Source organism: Moraxella sp. ZY200743 (genome assembly GCF_050885545.1).
GTDB classification, from domain to species: domain Bacteria; phylum Pseudomonadota; class Gammaproteobacteria; order Pseudomonadales; family Moraxellaceae; genus Moraxella; species Moraxella haemolytica.
The window spans coordinates 2,085,817-2,101,963 of the sequence record NZ_CP091313.1 but is presented as its reverse complement, the minus strand read 5'-3'; the positions used below and the strand labels follow the sequence as shown (position 1 = coordinate 2,101,963).

Sequence of the window (16,147 nt, the reverse complement as noted above, 5' to 3'; positions counted from 1 at the left end):
AAAAGTTTGTTTTTTATAAATTAAAGTTATTCATACGCTATTTTTCTAATGCCACTTTGTCCAAATCCAATTGTGTGCCTGTCCACATCTCAAAGGCAAGTTTGGCTTGATGAATGAGCATTCCATAGCCGTCCAAAGTGCGTGCCCCTTGCTTGGCAAAATGTGCCAAGAATGCCGATGGCTTGCCATACATCATGTCGTAGGCGACACAAGCCTTTAGATTGGGTGATAATGATAATTGCTGACCTGTCGTGGTGGCACTTGTGGCATTGATGATGACATCGTAGTCAAAATCGCCAGTTGCCAGTGCATCTAGGCTCTGTACGCCAATCATGCCATGGGGGGCGAACTCATCTTTTAGATTGGTTGCTTTTAAGAGCGTGCGATTAAAGAGAGTCAGAGTCGCCCCTTGTTCCATGAGTGGCAAAATCACGCCACGAGTTGCTCCGCCTGCACCAATGATGGCGATATTTTTGCCTTGCAAATCAACCTTTTGGGCGATGAGATCTGCCACCAAGCCACGCCCATCGGTGTTGTCGCCGTATAATTTGCCATCACGCAAGGCGAGCGTGTTCACGGCTTTTGCACTCTGAGCGTAGCTACTTAAAGCACCGCCATTGATGGGGCTACACAGCTCAAAGGCAATTTCTTTAAAGGGTAGGGTTACATTTGCCCCAACACCACCACCACAAAAAAAGGCTTCTACCACCGCACGAAAGCTGTCTGCATCAGTTGGGCAAAACTGACGGCGATAGCTGATGGCAAGACCTAAGCTGTCTGCAAAGGCGTGATGAATTTGTGGGCTTTTTGAGTGGCTGATGGGATTGCCGATGACGATAAAGTGTTGCATAAAAATCCGTATTGGTGGTTGTGATGGGTGAATAAAACAATGTGCTGTATTTTGTACTGTATTTTTGAAAAAATAGCAAATTTTTTAAAACTTAGGTACAATACCAGTCGTCTTTATTGATTCATTCATTATCATCAATCAGCCTATCAAAATCATGAGCCAAATCAGCCCACCTACTGCCAATCAGTCTCAGTCTAATAAGTCCAAACTGCCATATTTTTTGATGGTGGCATTCATCGCTTTGGCGATTGCACTGTTTTTGGTTTTTCGTCCTGTTCCATCAGACGAACAGCTTATCCGAGATGATGGCGAGCCTAAGCGATACGATCCTGTTGTCTATCAGACTGACACATGGAGCAGATTGCCCAAAAAACAGCTGGACTTTGAGGGCATCAAACGCCATCTGGGTACGACTGCCACCAGTGAGCAATCGCTGGATTTTTATGGCAATCATGCCACTAAATACCGCTTTACCACCAAAAGTGAACCACCTTTTTATGTCATTGAGTCTGAGGCGGTGCTAGAAGTGCTATGGTATTATGCCGCCCCAAAGGATAATGATGCTCAAAAGACAGCGAGTATAGATTATGCCCAAAAAGTCTATGCGATGATGGGTACGTACGCAGGCGAAGAGGGCGAGCGTCTGGTAGCAGGTATGTTAAATCAGCCCAATCGGCTCTATGCGACCAAAGTAGCAGGCGTACTGTCTGCCAACTGCACAAACTATCAATGTCGCATCATCTTTAACCGATGAGCGTAGATCATGACGATGGCATATTATGAGTTGCATGATGGGCGACTGACTAAGACGACTGGTGTGATGGACAGTCGAGCCTTGGCGTACGGCGATGGTTTTTTTAGCACCATGGGCGTGCATGACGGACGCATACTTTGTATTGATGGGCATCAAGATAGACTAACGCTGTCATCTGCTCGTTTTGAGCTGTCGCTTGATGTGAAGAGTGTGCTGGCGGTGTTGATAGATTTGGCAGTTCAGATGGGTGAGGGTGTCTTAAAGGTCATCATCACAAGAGATAGGCAGGCAGTGCGTGGTTATGGCTATGCTGATGGTCGTGCGGTGGTGTTGATAAAGTTGATGCCATCGCCCATTTATAGTGGCGTGTCTTTTTATGATGGCATTCCTTATCAGTTGGCAGGCGTGGCAGTGTGTCTGTCCGAGCGATTATCTCTTAGAACGAGCCGATTTTTAGGATTAAAGCTCATCAGTGCTCACGAGCAGGTGTTTATTCAGCGTGAATTGCACTGCCATCAGCAGCATGATTCAGCCATTATTGAGGGCTTGGTGGCGAGTGCATCAGGTGAGTGGGTCAGTGGTAGCATGAGTAATGTGCTGTATCATCTAGATGGCAAGTGGCATACTCCGCCTGTACAGGCGTGTGGTGTTGATGGGGTAATGCGGCGAGTATTGATGACCCAATACGACATTGCCGAGCGAGTGTTGCTTGATGAAGATTTGATGAACCTTGATGGTTTGGCGTTTTGTAATGCGGTGCGTGGTGTGATGCCGATATCTGCATTAACAATAAATGGTGTCGTACACCCATTAAAGATGAATGGTTTTTTTACAAAACTTTATCATCAAACGCACCCACACTAAGCCAATCATGATACAATAACGCTCATTTGATGCTATTTTTGATTATTGTCCCAGTTGTTCTTACCCTGTAATCGTTGATATTTTCTGTTATATTAAGTCTGTAGCCAACTTTAGTCCTTGATAAGCCATTGACCACCATGACAAAATCGCCCAAGTCCACAAAAAAACTCAACTCAAAAAAATCTACCCCAAAAAGACCGACACGACACCGAAAAAACACCGCCAAACCAAAACAGGGTAAGGGGCTAAGATTGGTAAGTTTGGCTCTATTGATTTGGTGTGCGGTGGTTGTATATGCCAGCATTTTTGCCAAGTCTGATAGACCAGCAAAGATGCTAGAGGTTAAAAAAGGCGATACTTATTATGGTCTGTTGGCGGAGGATAAGTGGCAAACTTCATCTCTATCATCTGGTGTACTTGCTAAGCTATATCTAAAACTGGCTGTACGAACACCGCTACAAGAAGGGGTTTACCAAATTCCTGCAGGGGCAAGCCTAAGGCAGGCGTTGAGTATCTTGGTGCAAGGAACAAAAGCCCAGACGGTCAAGGTGCAGATTATTGAAGGTAAGACCGTCAAAGATTTATACCACACCCTAAAAAACACTGATGGTATCACGCTTGAAGTTCTAACCCCTAGGGCAGATGGCTACTCGTGGGCAGAGGTACGCCGTGATAATGAAGCGGTATCAAAGGCGTTGGGCATTACTGCAGTCAATGGGAATTTGGAAGGTCAATTTTCTCCCAACACTTACTTTTTTGACCGTGGCACAACCGACCGCCAGATTCTCCAAAAACTCTATAATGACCAACAAAAAACACTGGCAGCGGCGTGGGAGAATCGTCAGCAGGGTCTGCCTTATAATAATAGCTATGAAGCACTCATCATGGCAAGTATTATTGAAAAAGAAACAGGATTTGCTGATGAGCGACACAAGGTAGCAGCGGTGTTCATCAACCGCCTGCGTAAAAATATGCGATTACAAACTGACCCAACCATCATTTATGGGCTGTTTGACCGATATGATGGTAAAATTTACCGTTCTAACATTCAAGAAAAAACCGATTACAACACCTACCAAATCCACGGTCTGCCACCGACTCCCATCGCCCTGCCATCTAAGGCTGCCATTGATGCTGCCATGAATCCTGAGGCGACCGATGTGCTGTTTTTTGTGGCAACAGGAAAAGGTGGTCATAAGTTTAGCCGTACACTTGATGAGCATAATCGTGCTGTCGCTGAATATCGTGCAGCCATGGCAAAGCAAAGCCGATAACAAGTCAAGTTAGTGCAATCACATCACACGAGGATAAACCATGAATCATCTGCCAAAATTCATCAGCTTTGAGGGGACAGAAGGCGTGGGAAAGACCACTGCGATTGATGGGTTTTGTCATCATCTTGATACGCTTGGTATTGAGTATGTGCGTACTCGTGAGCCAGGTGGGGCGGATGTGGCGGAGATCATTCGTGGTATCTTGTTGGACAAGAATAGCACCTTAAATGATGATACCGAGCTACTACTTATGTTTGCTGCTCGAGCCGACCATCTGCATAAGACGATATTGCCTGCCCTAGATGCGGGCAAATGGGTGGTATGTGATCGATTCATTGATAGTACGGTAGCGTATCAGGGTTTTGGTCGCTTTGGTGGTGATGAGCAGGCACTTGCTAAGATTGAGCTGATGATTGCTCATTTTGTACCCAGATTGCCTGATGTTACTTTATGGCTTGATTTGAATGTCTTAACAGGTATGCAGCGTGCTGCTAAGCGTAGCCGAGCTGACCGTTTTGAATCGTTGGATACGAGTTTTTTTGATAAAGTGTATCAAGGTTTGGCACATCAATACGCCAAATATCCTAGCCGTATTCGCCGTGTTGATGCCAATGGCAGTGTTGATGAGGTGGGTGAGCGTATCCGTCAGGCGATGGGGGATTGTTTTGGGGCGGATTGATCAATAGCCTATTTTTTTATCTAAAAATGCTTTTGGCTAAATTTTGTGCAATCGGATTTTGCGTAACCAAATTTTGTGTAACTTTGTTACTGGGTTGGCAACTTTTTTACTAATAAGGATGACTTGACGGCTGGGCGTATTTTTAAGATACTGGGGCGTTTTTAAATCATGAAGACGGCTAAGAAAGGTTCTTATTTTGAGTTGATGTCGTCAGTAGGTGCCATCAAAAGAGGATAATTAGATGCGTATATTTGTTAAGTCTGCTCTTGTGGGTGCGGTACTTTCTTTAATGGCAGCGACCCCCTATGTCTTTGTTGTGCCGTCTGCTCAAGCTGTGGTACAGGTGGACTTTGCTGATTTGGTGGAGCAAGTCTCAAGTGGTGTGGTGCGTGTCTCTACGACCAGATCTGTGAGTGAAGATGATATGATTAGCCCACAAGCTCGAGTGTTGCGTGAGCATCTGGGCGAGCGTGGGGTACTGCCTGCCATTGAACATGGGTTTGGCACAGGTTTTTTTATTACGACAGATGGTTATCTCTTAACCAATCATCATGTTGTCAAAGGGGCGGACAGCATTACCGTTACCCTAAATGACCGTACGGAGCTAGATGCGGTGCTTGTTGGTTCTGATGAGGCGTCGGACATTGCTGTACTAAAAGTGGCAGGGAGTCATTTCCCCGCCTTGGTCGCATCAAGCGATGAGGTGCGTGTGGGCGAGCCGGTGCTTGCCATTGGTTCGCCTTTTGGCTTTGATTATTCAGCATCGGCAGGCATTGTTTCTGCCAAATCACGCAACATGACTCCAGAGGCGACCACACCTTTTATTCAGTCAGATGTCGCACTAAATCAGGGTAATTCAGGCGGTCCTTTATTCAACAAAAAAGGTGAGGTGATTGGTGTCAATTCACACATCTTTAGCGATACAGGCGGTTATATGGGTTTGTCGTTTTCCATACCCATTGATACTGCCTTGCATATCTATGAACAATTAAAAAATCATGGCAAAGTACGCCGTGCTGCGTTGGGGTTGGTGGTGCAAGATGTCGATCGTAATTTGGCATTGATGTATGGGTTGGCACGACCACAGGGGGCGTTATTAACCCGTGTGTTGGCAGACTCACCTGCAGAAGAAGCAGGGCTTCGGGCGGGGGATCTGGTGCTTGCTTTTAATGGTAAACCCATCGCACACGCTGCTGAATTATTAAATCTGTTTAATCGTGCCAAGCCACAAGATCATTTTAATCTTACCTATCAAAGAGGTAATCAAAAATTTGTCGCCAAAGGCATATTCGCTGAAGCACCCAGCGATGTCTCGGCAGGTGGTAAACACCAAAGCCAAGGCGTAAAACTAGGGCTTCGTCTAAAAGAGCTAACCCCTGCCGAACAGCGTCTTTTAAATGGTGTTGGCGTGGCAGGTGGGGTGGTGATTACTGCGGTCAGCCCAATGGGTCTTGCAGCACGCGCAGGCATACAAGCAGGCGATGTGATTCTTGCTTTGAATAATCAGCCAACCACCAATGCTGATGAGATGGCGGTTGCTGTACAAAGCCTGCCAAAACAAGGCATCGTCCCTGTGCAGTTCATCAGACAAGGCACGCCTGCCATCATCGGTATGCGTATTGATTGATATAAAAATTTGCAAAATAAATCTAAAAAAATCCATCAAAAGCTAAATTAAGTATGATAAACTAGGCTTATTTTAGTGATTGATTTTAGTAATTGTAATTGGCTTTATTATGACAAAGACAGATATTTATCAGGACATCAAATCAAAATTAAGAGGTTCTATTACAGCACTGGTTACGCCGATGACGGCAGATGGTGCGGTGGATTATGATGCACTTGCCAAACTTATTGATTGGCAGATTGATGAAGGGACGCACGCATTGGTTGCTGTTGGTACGACAGGCGAATCGGCAACTTTGTCAATGGATGAGCATATTGCAGTCATTCGTTTTTTTGTGAAGTATGTAGCAGGTCGTGTGCCTGTGATTGCAGGAACAGGGGCGAATAACACCCTTGAGGCAATTGAGCTGACTACTGCTGCCAAAGAAGCAGGTGCAGACTGTGCGTTATTGGTTGCCCCTTATTATAATAAGCCAACCCAAGAGGGTATTTATCAGCATTATAAGGTCATCAGTGAGGCGGTGGATATTCCGCAGGTGCTGTACAATGTGCCAGGTCGCACCATCGTGGACATTAGCCAAGAGACGGTTGAGCGGTTGATGACGCTACCAAACATTGTTGCCATTAAGGACGCTACAGGCAGCGTAGAGCGTGGAGCATCATTGGTCAAGGCGGTCGGTGAGCATATGGTGGTATTGTCAGGCGATGACCCAACAGCATTAGAACTCATCAAGCACGGTGCTAAGGGCAACATCTCGGTTACTTCAAATGTCGCACCTAAGGCAATGAGTCAGGTGTTTGAATTGGCATTGGCAGGCGACTTTGAGCAAGCGACCAAAATTCATGATATCATTAAACATCTACATAAAGATTTGTTCTGTGAATCAAGTCCGCAGCCTGTCAAATATGCCCTGCATAAGATGGGCAAGATTGATACAGGTATTCGCCTGCCACTTGTTTGGTTATCAAAGCAAAATCAGCTTGTTATTGATGAAGCATTAAAAAAAGCAACTGTACTTTGATAGACGCTCAGACAGCAACTAAAAAAGGTTAAACTATGAATATGATTAAAATGACAACAGCTGTTATGCTTGCTGTGGTAGCAACGACAGGCTGTACAAGTATCAAGGACTTGCTAAGTAAGCGTGATGATGGCAGTCTGCATTATCAAGCCAGCCAAAAACTACCACCCATCAAACTACCAGCGAACCAACAGACCGCCGCATTTACCCCTTTGTATCCCACCCCAAATCAGCAAGGCGATACAGGCTTTAAAAATGCAGCAGGTAAGCAGTTTGAATTGCCAAAGCCACCCACCCAATCTGCCCAATAACCGTTTGGTCTGATTGCGTATTTTAAATCTTAATTTTTACGAGAGTCGCCATGAAAAAACAAGCCCTGCTATATACTGGTAAAGCCAAGTCTGTGTATGAGACGGAGCATGAGGATTATCTGATTTTGCATTTTCGTAATGATGCATCCGCATTCAATGGCGAAAAAATCGCCCAACTTGACCGCAAAGGCAGAGTGAATAACCGTTTTAACGCATTCATCATGCAAAAGCTGAGCGAGGCAGGGGTTGAGACGCATTTTGAGCGTCAACTGTCGGATGATGAGGTATTGGTCAAACGCCTAAAAATGATTCCTGTGGAGTGCGTGGTGCGTAACTATGCTGCCGGTGGTCTGATGAAGCGTTTGGGGCTAGAAGAAGGCTTGCCACTGTTGCCACCGACTTATGAGCTGTTCTACAAGGATGATGCCTTAGGCGACCCAATGCTCTCAGAGTCAACCGCCATTGCTTTGGGTTATGCCACTGCTGATGAGCTTGAGCAGATGAAGACGCTGACCCATAAAGTCAATGAGGTGCTGTCAAAAATCTTTGATGACGCAGGTTTGTTGCTTGTCGATTTTAAACTGGAGTTTGGTCTGTTCCATGGTCGCATCGTGCTTGGCGATGAGTTTTCTCCAGATGGCTGTCGTCTGTGGGATAAAGAAACCAAGAAAAAATTAGACAAAGACCGTTTCCGTCAAGGGTTGGGTGATGTTGTTGAAGGCTACGAAGAGGTTGCCTTGCGTATCGGTGTGCCTTTGGAAGGTTAATATAAAAACCCAAGTTGTCTTGGGTTTTTCTTTTGGTATAGCCCATTGCTATTAGCAATGTGGCATTGACCATTGACACATTGTTTGGCACATAGGTGGCGGATGTATAAGTTCATCGGATATATTCCAGAGAATGATTTAGAAAAAGTCAAGACTGCTGTATTTAATGCAGGGGCAGGGTGCTTTGATGGATATAGCCACTGCTCATGGCAAATCTTGGGCATGGGTCAGTTTAAGCCTTTAAAAGGGGCGAAACCTGCCATTGGCGAGATTGATAAAATTGAGTATGTGAGTGAATGGAGGGTTGAGACGATTGTCCCTAATGACAAGCTGTCTGCGGTCGTTGCTGCTTACAAATCTGCTCACCCCTATGAAATGCCTGCTTATGATGTATATGAATTGGTAGAAATATAGCTGAATGTGCCAAAAGCAAATGTATCTAAGATGACAAAAAGCAGTCTACATGGATTGTGTAGTAAAACACCCATACTTAAAGCAAGTATGGGTGTTTTACTACAAAGCCTAGATTACTCTTCTATGCGACTCATGCCAGATACGCTCCAGTAGCCCCTTGGCAAGCGAGTGCCACGACCAGCTCGCTTGCCCATGTAGTCGGCGATGTCGGCAGGCTTGATGGTCAAGATGCGTTTGCCTGCATGGATGGCTAAGCTGTCTGATGCACTTAAGCTAACTAAACTGATGAGCGTCTCGCCGTCTTGTTGTTTTAATCCCATGATTTTATTGCCTTTGCCTTTGGTTAGGCTTGGCAAATCGGATAATTCAAACACAAGTAAATGACCGGTACTAGATAAGGCAGCAACAAGTGTGTCATCTTTTTTGATGGTGTTGATGGGCAGAAGGGTGGAATCAGACAGGTTGATGATGGACTTACCTGCCTTTTGATTGGTTTCAAAATTACCAAACTGTCCAACAAAACCATAACCTGCCGAGCTTGAAAGCAACACTTTGTCGTCTTTATTACCAAACAAAACCTGCTCAATCTTCGCTCCTGCCGGTGGGTTTAGCATACTGGTGATAGGCTCACCCTGTCCACGAGCAGACGGTAGGTTGATGGTATCTAGGGCGTAACTACGACCTGTGCTATCAAGTAAGATGAGTCTGTCATTTGTTTTACCCTGTGCTGAGGCTTGATATTCATCGCCTGAGCGATAGTTTAGTGTACTGGTATCAATGCCATGACCTTTTGCCATGCGAATCCAACCTGCTTTTGATAGTACAACCGTTACCGATTCGCTAGGTACAAGTTCGGTCGCTTTTAGGGCAGTGGCTTCAGCTCGCTCGACCACAGGCGACATGCGAGCATCGCCGTGTTTTTTCATGTCTTCTGTCAGTTCATCAATGAGTAGGGCGGTCAGACGCTTTGGATTGGCAAGCTGTTCGGCGATGATGGCTCGCTCTGCTTCAAGGGCAGCTTTTTCAGCATTGAGTTCTATTTCTTCTAGTTTGGCAAGCTGACGCAATTTGATGTCCGAGATGGCATCAGCCTGTATGTCGGTTAGACCAAAGCGACTCATTAGCTCAAGTTTTGGGTCGTCTTCGGTGCGAATGATGTGAATGACTTCATCAATATTTAGGTAGGCAATCAGTAGACCTGCTAAGATGTGCAAGCGTTTATCAATCTTCGCCAAGCGATGCTCAAGACGGCGAATCACCACGCCACGACGACAGTCTAGCCACTCAGATAAGATGTCTTTTAGGTTTTTGACTTGTGGTTTGCCATTGACACCAATCACATTCATGTTCACTCGAAAGCTGGTTTCAAGGTCGGTCATGGCGAACAAGTGGTTCATGATTTTATCAATATCTAGTCTGTCCTTTTTCAATTCAAGCACGATGCGACAGGCATTCTCGTGGTCAGATTCATCATTGATGTCATTTATCCATGGTAGTTTTTTGTCTGTCATGAGCTTGGCAATTTGTTCGATGACTTTATTGCCTGAGACCTGATATGGCAGAGCGTCAATCACAACGATGTTTTTTTCTTTTGGGTTGATGTGATAGGTGGCACGCATCTTATAGCTACCACGACCTTGTTCATACATACTGATAAGCTCATCTTTTGAGGTGATGATTTCAGCACGAGTTGGTAGGTCAGGGGCGATGAGTGTCTTGCATAGCTCACGCACGGATAGATTTGGGTTTTTTAGTAGCTTGATGCAGGTCTTAACCGTCTCAACGAGATTGTGCGGCGGGATATCGGTTGCCATGCCGACAGCGATGCCTGTTGTGCCATTTAGTAGAATGTTGGGCAGGCGTGCAGGTAGTGTGGCTGGTTCTTTTAAAGAACCATCAAAATTATCCACCCAATCTACCGTGCCTTGTTCAAGCTCAGATAGTAAAGTTCCTGCATAGTCGCTCATCTTAGCTTCGGTGTATCGCATGGCGGCAAAAGATTTTGGGTCGTCAGCAGAACCCCAGTTGCCTTGACCGCTAATCAAAGGGTAGCGATAGCTAAAAGGCTGTGCCATAAGCACCATTGCTTCATAGCACGCCGAATCGCCATGTGGGTGGTATTTACCCAACACATCGCCGACAGTACGAGCGGATTTTTTGGGTTTGGCGGTGTGCTTTAATCCAAGTTCGCTCATTGCGTAGACGATACGGCGTTGAACTGGTTTTAGTCCATCAGCAATGTGTGGCAAAGCTCTATCCATGATGACATACATGGCGTAATTTAAGTATGCCGATTCGGTAAATTCAGCAATGGAGCGAGTGTCAAAGTTGGTTTGGTTGTCTGTGGTCATACAAAAAAGCGGTCATTGTAATCAAAAAATAACCGCTATTTTAACAAATTTTTACTAACTTTGCTTTAAAATCATCTAAGCCCAGACAGCCTTATGGGCTTTTTGTGGGGTAAATCCATCTTAAGCTGATGTTAATTTTAGATGATATCTAGCCCACGCCAGCAGGTCTGATGATAAGCACTGTCCCAAAATAGCCATTCTAGTTTGGCGGCATAAGTATAGGCGGTTCGCATCTTACTCAGTGTATCGGCATCGGCATGGGTGGCAACCTTATCAATGACTGCAATCACTTGATTGACCGCCTCATGAAAATCCTCGCCTGCATAGGTATCAATCCATGCTTGATAGGGGTTATTTGGGGCGGATTTGTCGTAGATGTCTTGTCCAACTTTGGCATAAATCCAAAAGCATGGCAATAAACTTGCCAATACCACAGGATAACTGTCAGCATAAGCACTGGCGATGAGATAGGAGGTGTAATGATGACAAGCCAGCGTTAAAGGCGTGTTTAAAAAATCCTCACGGCTGATGCCAAAACTTTGCATGAAGCCATCATGTAGTGAGCGTTCAACCACAATGGCAACTTTGGCAGCCTCGCTAAATAAAATCACCTCATCAGCTTCGTAGGCTTTGGCAGCACACACCGCTAAAGCACGACCGTAGGCGAGCAGATAGTGGGCATCTTGGATGACATAATGGCTAAAAGCCTCTGTAGATAGCGTGCCTGCTGCCAGCTCTTGATTAAAAGGCAAATTTAAGGTGGCTTCGTACAAAGCCTGATTTTCTTGCCACAGGGTTTGGCTAAATGGTTGCATGACCGTCCTGTCGTTGATTGGTTAAGGGGGATGCGGTGGGCGTAAAACCCACCAAGAACTAAAAAAACAAGATGGCTTGGCTTTTTAAGGTTGAAATTTAGGCAATAAAAGCTGCTTCTAGGCGTTTGGCAAGCTGCACATCTCGGTTTCTTACCGCACCACGCTCAGGATTGCCAATGCGTACCTTTAAGGTGGTGTAGCAATTTTCCCACTGTGGGTAGTGTTCTAGCTCTTGGGCGTGGAATGAGATTTTTACAATGAATGCCACCACAGTAGCAAAATCATTAAATTCATAGGTGCGTACCAAGCTATGACCTTCTAGTTGCCAGTTAGGTAGCCCTTCTAATTGTAGGGAGACTTGGTCTGAGGTAAGACTACTCATGAGATTCCTTCGTTAAAGGTGTGATAGAACTGTTTGTTAGTTTAGCATATTTCATCGCAAATGCGAGCAGATTTTTGACGGAATGTGTTGGCATAGGGTTGGTTGGATATCATCAATCCGCCTTGATTTTCCTTGTCTGATTTAGCCCAACTTACTTTTTAAATGACAAAATAACATGGCAGTCATTAAGGCATCATTGAGTGAATCGTGTGCAGGCAAGATGGGAATCTGATAGGCTTGCAAAAGCTCGGTTAAGTGCCGTTTATCAATCGGTAAATCGCTGTTTTTATTGGTTTTTTGTCTAAGTTTTTGGTCAAGTTGGGTAACATCAATGAGCGTGTTGGGCAGTTTTTTGCCGAGCCTTGGTTTGATTAAAGCGTTAATGAATTTAGCATCCATACTGGTACAAAAGCCGATAATGGGGCGAGTGCCGATAAAGGGCAATAAACACGCTATCATCTCATCGGTACTGACACCATTTTTGACATCACAAGGGCGAAGGTGATGGACGATGATGCTGTTCGTGCTTGGCATGATGGGTGGACGGCAGATGATGGATAGGGCATTTGCTGTATCAATGACAAAGGTGTCATGAGCCTTTGATATTTTGACCGCACCAATACTTAGTATGTGATGGTTTTTTGGGTCTAACCCTGTCAATTCCAAATCCAGACATACCCATTCATCAGCAGGCGGTTTTCCAGTCAAGTGGGCGGCTAGATGAGCATATTTTGGGTCTTTAGATTGAGACGATTGACCGCCTAGTAGGTTGTTTAAAAAATCAAACATGATGCTCTCCTATCCCACAAAGACATCAAGCCGATAATGACGAGTGATAAATCCTTTAAAATATTTGACCACTGACAGGCTTTCTTTGAGTAGGTCTCGCTCCAGTGATGATAAGGTATTTGGATTGACCTTGCGAGCAGACTTATCATCGGTGGTTAGGGCGACTTCAAGGCGTTTTGATAAAAAGAATTCTAAGGCTTCGATGAGATTTTGGGCGGTTTTATCATCAATGGCTTTAAGCGAAGATAAGTGCTTTAGGCGTAGTCGGGTGCTGGTTTCATCAATGCCATATTCTAGGGCAAGGCTACGCACGCCGTGTACGACGGGAAAGATGCCTGCTTTTTTTAGGTCAATGTCGCTGTCTGCACCGCCTGTAAATTTTTGCCAAAAAGTTGCTCCGCCTGCCATCTGAATGGTCGGTGCAGCAAAGCGGTTGATAAAATTGGTGTGGGCGTGTTTGATGGCGTGTTGCCAATGTGATTTTAATTCGGTAAATAATGTCGTATCGCCACACACAGGGTAAGCGTCTATTAAGGTGGCAAGATGAACCATAGATTCACCGTTGGGCGTAGCAACCCATGTGGTTACTTGAGCCTTAAAGTTGCTAAGTGACTGTCGCCAAGTGTCATGGCTCATCATGATACCACCATCGCAGTAGGGATAGCCTAGTTGATATAAAGCATCATTAAATGCACGAGCATGGTTTGGTAAGGTGTCATCAATAAAACCATCACGCACAATCAGAGCGTTGTCTTGGTCGGTACGCATGACCTGCTCGCCACGACCTTCTGAACCCATGACAATCATACAGCTATTAGCAATGATGTGAGATGGGGCAATCAATTGCCATACCTTGGCAAAGACATGGGCGTTTAGGCTCTGGACGATGCGACCGATAACATGGATTTTCATGCCACTTTGGTTTTGATGACGGATAAATTTGCCAATCATCTCTACACCAAGAGCCACCTCGTGCAGTGTTGTTGCTTGGTCAATACGCTGTGTGATGAGTTGGGATTGATTGGTCAGATAATTTAAAAGCTCGGTCTGCCCAATCACGCCGATGATATCTCCTGTATCATTGACGATGGGCAGGCGGTGTATTCGCTTGCCAATCATGGTGATGAGTGCTTCGCTTAAATCGTGCGTCTCGTGAATGGTGGTAAGTTTAAATTGGCTGTAGGCACAGACAGATGTACTGGTAAAGTCCGTCTTATCCATGATGGCACGGCAGACATCAGCTTGGGTGAATATTCCTGTGCCATGCTCACTACTGACCAAAATGTGCTTGGCATCAACTGCCATCATGGCACAGGTGGCATCATACAAGGTGGCGTTGGCATCGATGAAATTTGGCTGTTTGATGTGTTCGCCAATACTCATCACACTGCGATAGAGCATCTGTTGGTTTTGGTGGTGAGCAAGGCGAGCTTCTTGTTTGGATTTACGGGTGGATAGGTCATCAAACAGCAAGGTGCGTAAGTGGTCATTATGTTCGCTGATTTTATTGATGGTTGCCCCATCTAGGCGATACAGCAGGCTTTGTTCTTGGGTGATAACCTTAAACAATGCTCCGTTTTTATCCGCAAGACCAAACCAATCACCCATGTTTAAGCCTGCTATTAGCTCGTCATCTTGGTACTGGGTCAGCTTGCCCTTGATGACGATGAATAAATCGCCACGCCATTCATCATTGATGGCGGTATTTTCGGGCAAATAGACGATTTGGCTTTTTTTGGTGAGCGACTTTCGTTCATCGTCAGTTAGGACATCAAACGGTGGGGCGAATAGGTGGTTTAATGCATGATTCATCACGACTTCCTTGTGTTGATTCTAGGACTGCTTGAGTGATTTGATTCATCAAGCCAAATGCAGTAGCGACTGGTATTCGGGGTGTTTTTGAACATAGTGTGCCACAAAGCTACAAGCAGGCACAATTTTCTTGCCTTGTACTTGGGCGTAGGCTAGGGCGTGCTTGACGAGTGCAGTGCCGATGCCACGACCACCAAGAGCGTTTGGGACGATGGTGTGGTCAAAGATGAGTGTCTCGCCTGTATCAACATAGCTGATAAATGCGGTCAAGCCGTCAATGGTGGTTGTAAAGCGATGGTTGTCGGTGTCGTGTATGATGTTTGTCATGGTCTCTGGTCAGATTGATGAGATGAAATAAATGAGTTGTTTAGCATAAGAAATTTTATGCAGATTGTAAATAACATTCGTACAAAGATTGCAGATTGTTTTTGTTAATGCTTGGCATTAGGGTGTCTCATTTTAGACTGTGTGGTGTTGTACGGTCGGTTAGCTGTGCCAAATTAGGCATCCCAATGCTTGGCATAATCCACCAAGAATTTTTTAAAGGTGATGACCGCAGGGCTGGGTGAACGATGCTTGTGAGTGTACAGTAAAAATTTTCTTTCTATCGTGGGGTTTTTAATCGGTATCATGGTCAAGTTGTGCTGTTCTACCCAAGTTTTGGCATAAGTTAAGGCAAGGGTAATGCCAAGTCCCATTTTGGTCATACCAAGAGCAGTGGACAAAAAATTGACCTCATAATCGGCACGAAATAACCGCTCGGATAAATCAAGTGGCAAGGCGTTGCGGATTTGTTCAGCAAAGGCAGATTGTAGGGTGATGAGTTCGCCTTGTGGAATATCGCCCCAATCTAATTCATCATGACCACTTAAAGGGTGGTCTTTTTTGATGATTAAATAAAACGGTGAAGCGAACAGCTCTGTCGCTACAATGTCATTGCTAAACGGATATTCAGGACCGATGCCAATATCGGCATCTAAAATCTGCACACGATCCATGACCTCGCCAATACCACAATCAATAAGGCTAACTTGAACATCTGGATGGATTTTTTTAAATTCCTTGATAAGCTCAGGCATGATTGTGGCGGCAAGTTGCTGGCTGGCTGCTACTCGTACTTTGCCTTGATGAAAATCCTTTAAATCATAGATTTCATTATTCAGCAGCTGCATATCATCTAGCACTTTTAAGGCATAGGGTAGCAGTCTTGTGCCACCTTCTGATAGATGTAATTGACGAGTGGTGCGGTCAAATAGCGTGATGTCAAGTTGGCGTTCCATCTCTTTAATTAGACCACTCAACGATGACTGTGTCAGATGTAGCTCATCGGCGGCTTTGGTAAAGCTTTTGTGGCGAGCCACAGCAATGAAGGCGTTAATCTGGCGAAAGGTAACATTCATAAACTAATCCGTATTGTCGTCATTATTATAAAAAATT

Annotated in this window: 17 protein-coding genes; 9 read left to right on the top strand and 8 right to left on the bottom strand. The window is 45.1% G+C overall.

The window, feature by feature from the left end; genetic code table 11:
* Positions 1–37: 37 nt before the first annotated feature.
* The gene (gene aroE, locus L3D27_RS10250; RefSeq protein ID WP_432481122.1) at positions 38–850 is read right to left on the bottom strand and encodes a shikimate dehydrogenase; all 813 of its coding nucleotides are present in this window, start codon (positions 848–850) and stop codon (positions 38–40) included.
* A gap of 154 nt (positions 851–1,004) precedes the next feature.
* On the opposite strand from aroE, the gene L3D27_RS10245 reads away from it, so the two are divergent.
* From L3D27_RS10245 to L3D27_RS10205, 9 genes are all read left to right on the top strand, one after another.
* Positions 1,005–1,604 carry a hypothetical protein gene (locus L3D27_RS10245; RefSeq protein ID WP_432481121.1) on the top strand — a complete coding sequence of 200 codons (600 nt, stop codon included), beginning with the start codon at positions 1,005–1,007 and terminating at the stop codon, positions 1,602–1,604.
* A 9-nt stretch (positions 1,605–1,613) separates the two neighbouring features.
* A complete protein-coding gene (locus L3D27_RS10240) occupies positions 1,614–2,468 on the top strand; it encodes an aminotransferase class IV (protein WP_432481120.1) in 855 nt (284 codons plus the stop codon).
* A 137-nt stretch (positions 2,469–2,605) separates the two neighbouring features.
* A complete protein-coding gene (gene mltG / locus L3D27_RS10235; protein WP_432481119.1) occupies positions 2,606–3,742 on the top strand; it encodes an endolytic transglycosylase MltG in 1,137 nt (378 codons plus the stop codon).
* Between the two features lie 40 nt (positions 3,743–3,782).
* On the top strand, positions 3,783–4,421 hold the full coding sequence (gene tmk / locus L3D27_RS10230; protein WP_284673559.1) for a dTMP kinase: 639 nt from the start codon (positions 3,783–3,785) through the stop codon (positions 4,419–4,421).
* Between the two features lie 241 nt (positions 4,422–4,662).
* Positions 4,663–6,048, top strand: coding sequence for a trypsin-like peptidase domain-containing protein (locus tag L3D27_RS10225; protein ID WP_284673558.1), 1,386 nt, complete (start codon positions 4,663–4,665; stop codon positions 6,046–6,048).
* Positions 6,049–6,157: 109 nt separating this feature from the next.
* A complete protein-coding gene (dapA, locus tag L3D27_RS10220) occupies positions 6,158–7,069 on the top strand; it encodes a 4-hydroxy-tetrahydrodipicolinate synthase (protein ID WP_284673557.1) in 912 nt (303 codons plus the stop codon).
* A gap of 35 nt (positions 7,070–7,104) precedes the next feature.
* The gene (locus tag L3D27_RS10215; protein WP_284673556.1) at positions 7,105–7,380 is read left to right on the top strand and encodes a hypothetical protein; all 276 of its coding nucleotides are present in this window, start codon (positions 7,105–7,107) and stop codon (positions 7,378–7,380) included.
* A 50-nt stretch (positions 7,381–7,430) separates the two neighbouring features.
* A complete protein-coding gene (gene purC / locus L3D27_RS10210; protein ID WP_284673555.1) occupies positions 7,431–8,147 on the top strand; it encodes a phosphoribosylaminoimidazolesuccinocarboxamide synthase in 717 nt (238 codons plus the stop codon).
* Between the two features lie 102 nt (positions 8,148–8,249).
* Positions 8,250–8,561, top strand: a complete 312-nt coding sequence (locus L3D27_RS10205; RefSeq protein WP_284673554.1) for an NGG1p interacting factor NIF3 — start codon at positions 8,250–8,252, stop codon at positions 8,559–8,561.
* A gap of 113 nt (positions 8,562–8,674) precedes the next feature.
* Here the strand turns inward: L3D27_RS10205 and parC are convergent, their stop codons facing one another.
* The 7 genes from parC to L3D27_RS10170 all read right to left on the bottom strand — a co-directional run bounded on the left by parC (position 8,675) and on the right by L3D27_RS10170 (position 16,110).
* The gene (parC, locus tag L3D27_RS10200) at positions 8,675–10,912 is read right to left on the bottom strand and encodes a DNA topoisomerase IV subunit A (protein WP_432481118.1); all 2,238 of its coding nucleotides are present in this window, start codon (positions 10,910–10,912) and stop codon (positions 8,675–8,677) included.
* A 137-nt stretch (positions 10,913–11,049) separates the two neighbouring features.
* A complete protein-coding gene (tenA, locus tag L3D27_RS10195) occupies positions 11,050–11,727 on the bottom strand; it encodes a thiaminase II (RefSeq protein ID WP_284673552.1) in 678 nt (225 codons plus the stop codon).
* 97 nt (positions 11,728–11,824) lie between these two features.
* Complete coding sequence (locus L3D27_RS10190) at positions 11,825–12,109, bottom strand: 4a-hydroxytetrahydrobiopterin dehydratase (protein ID WP_284673551.1); 285 nt, start codon at positions 12,107–12,109, stop codon at positions 11,825–11,827.
* Positions 12,110–12,250: 141 nt separating this feature from the next.
* Positions 12,251–12,898 carry an exonuclease domain-containing protein gene (locus tag L3D27_RS10185; RefSeq protein ID WP_284673550.1) on the bottom strand — a complete coding sequence of 216 codons (648 nt, stop codon included), beginning with the start codon at positions 12,896–12,898 and terminating at the stop codon, positions 12,251–12,253.
* Positions 12,899–12,907: 9 nt separating this feature from the next.
* Complete coding sequence (locus tag L3D27_RS10180; RefSeq protein WP_432481117.1) at positions 12,908–14,710, bottom strand: DUF294 nucleotidyltransferase-like domain-containing protein; 1,803 nt, start codon at positions 14,708–14,710, stop codon at positions 12,908–12,910.
* A 48-nt stretch (positions 14,711–14,758) separates the two neighbouring features.
* On the bottom strand, positions 14,759–15,037 hold the full coding sequence (locus tag L3D27_RS10175; protein ID WP_284673548.1) for a GNAT family N-acetyltransferase: 279 nt from the start codon (positions 15,035–15,037) through the stop codon (positions 14,759–14,761).
* A 173-nt stretch (positions 15,038–15,210) separates the two neighbouring features.
* A complete protein-coding gene (locus L3D27_RS10170) occupies positions 15,211–16,110 on the bottom strand; it encodes a LysR family transcriptional regulator (protein WP_432481116.1) in 900 nt (299 codons plus the stop codon).
* Positions 16,111–16,147: the final 37 nt, after the last annotated feature.

Coding starts and splice junctions, on each gene's coding strand:
- aroE (WP_432481122.1), bottom strand. CDS start 850: ATGCAACACTTTATCGTCATCGGCAATCCCATCAGCCACTCAAAAAGC.
- L3D27_RS10245 (WP_432481121.1), top strand. CDS start 1,005: ATGAGCCAAATCAGCCCACCTACTGCCAATCAGTCTCAGTCTAATAAG.
- L3D27_RS10240 (WP_432481120.1), top strand. CDS start 1,614: ATGACGATGGCATATTATGAGTTGCATGATGGGCGACTGACTAAGACG.
- mltG (WP_432481119.1), top strand. CDS start 2,606: ATGACAAAATCGCCCAAGTCCACAAAAAAACTCAACTCAAAAAAATCT.
- tmk (WP_284673559.1), top strand. CDS start 3,783: ATGAATCATCTGCCAAAATTCATCAGCTTTGAGGGGACAGAAGGCGTG.
- L3D27_RS10225 (WP_284673558.1), top strand. CDS start 4,663: ATGCGTATATTTGTTAAGTCTGCTCTTGTGGGTGCGGTACTTTCTTTA.
- dapA (WP_284673557.1), top strand. CDS start 6,158: ATGACAAAGACAGATATTTATCAGGACATCAAATCAAAATTAAGAGGT.
- L3D27_RS10215 (WP_284673556.1), top strand. CDS start 7,105: ATGAATATGATTAAAATGACAACAGCTGTTATGCTTGCTGTGGTAGCA.
- purC (WP_284673555.1), top strand. CDS start 7,431: ATGAAAAAACAAGCCCTGCTATATACTGGTAAAGCCAAGTCTGTGTAT.
- L3D27_RS10205 (WP_284673554.1), top strand. CDS start 8,250: ATGTATAAGTTCATCGGATATATTCCAGAGAATGATTTAGAAAAAGTC.
- parC (WP_432481118.1), bottom strand. CDS start 10,912: ATGACCACAGACAACCAAACCAACTTTGACACTCGCTCCATTGCTGAA.
- tenA (WP_284673552.1), bottom strand. CDS start 11,727: ATGCAACCATTTAGCCAAACCCTGTGGCAAGAAAATCAGGCTTTGTAC.
- L3D27_RS10190 (WP_284673551.1), bottom strand. CDS start 12,109: ATGAGTAGTCTTACCTCAGACCAAGTCTCCCTACAATTAGAAGGGCTA.
- L3D27_RS10185 (WP_284673550.1), bottom strand. CDS start 12,898: ATGTTTGATTTTTTAAACAACCTACTAGGCGGTCAATCGTCTCAATCT.
- L3D27_RS10180 (WP_432481117.1), bottom strand. CDS start 14,710: ATGAATCATGCATTAAACCACCTATTCGCCCCACCGTTTGATGTCCTA.
- L3D27_RS10175 (WP_284673548.1), bottom strand. CDS start 15,037: ATGACAAACATCATACACGACACCGACAACCATCGCTTTACAACCACC.
- L3D27_RS10170 (WP_432481116.1), bottom strand. CDS start 16,110: ATGAATGTTACCTTTCGCCAGATTAACGCCTTCATTGCTGTGGCTCGC.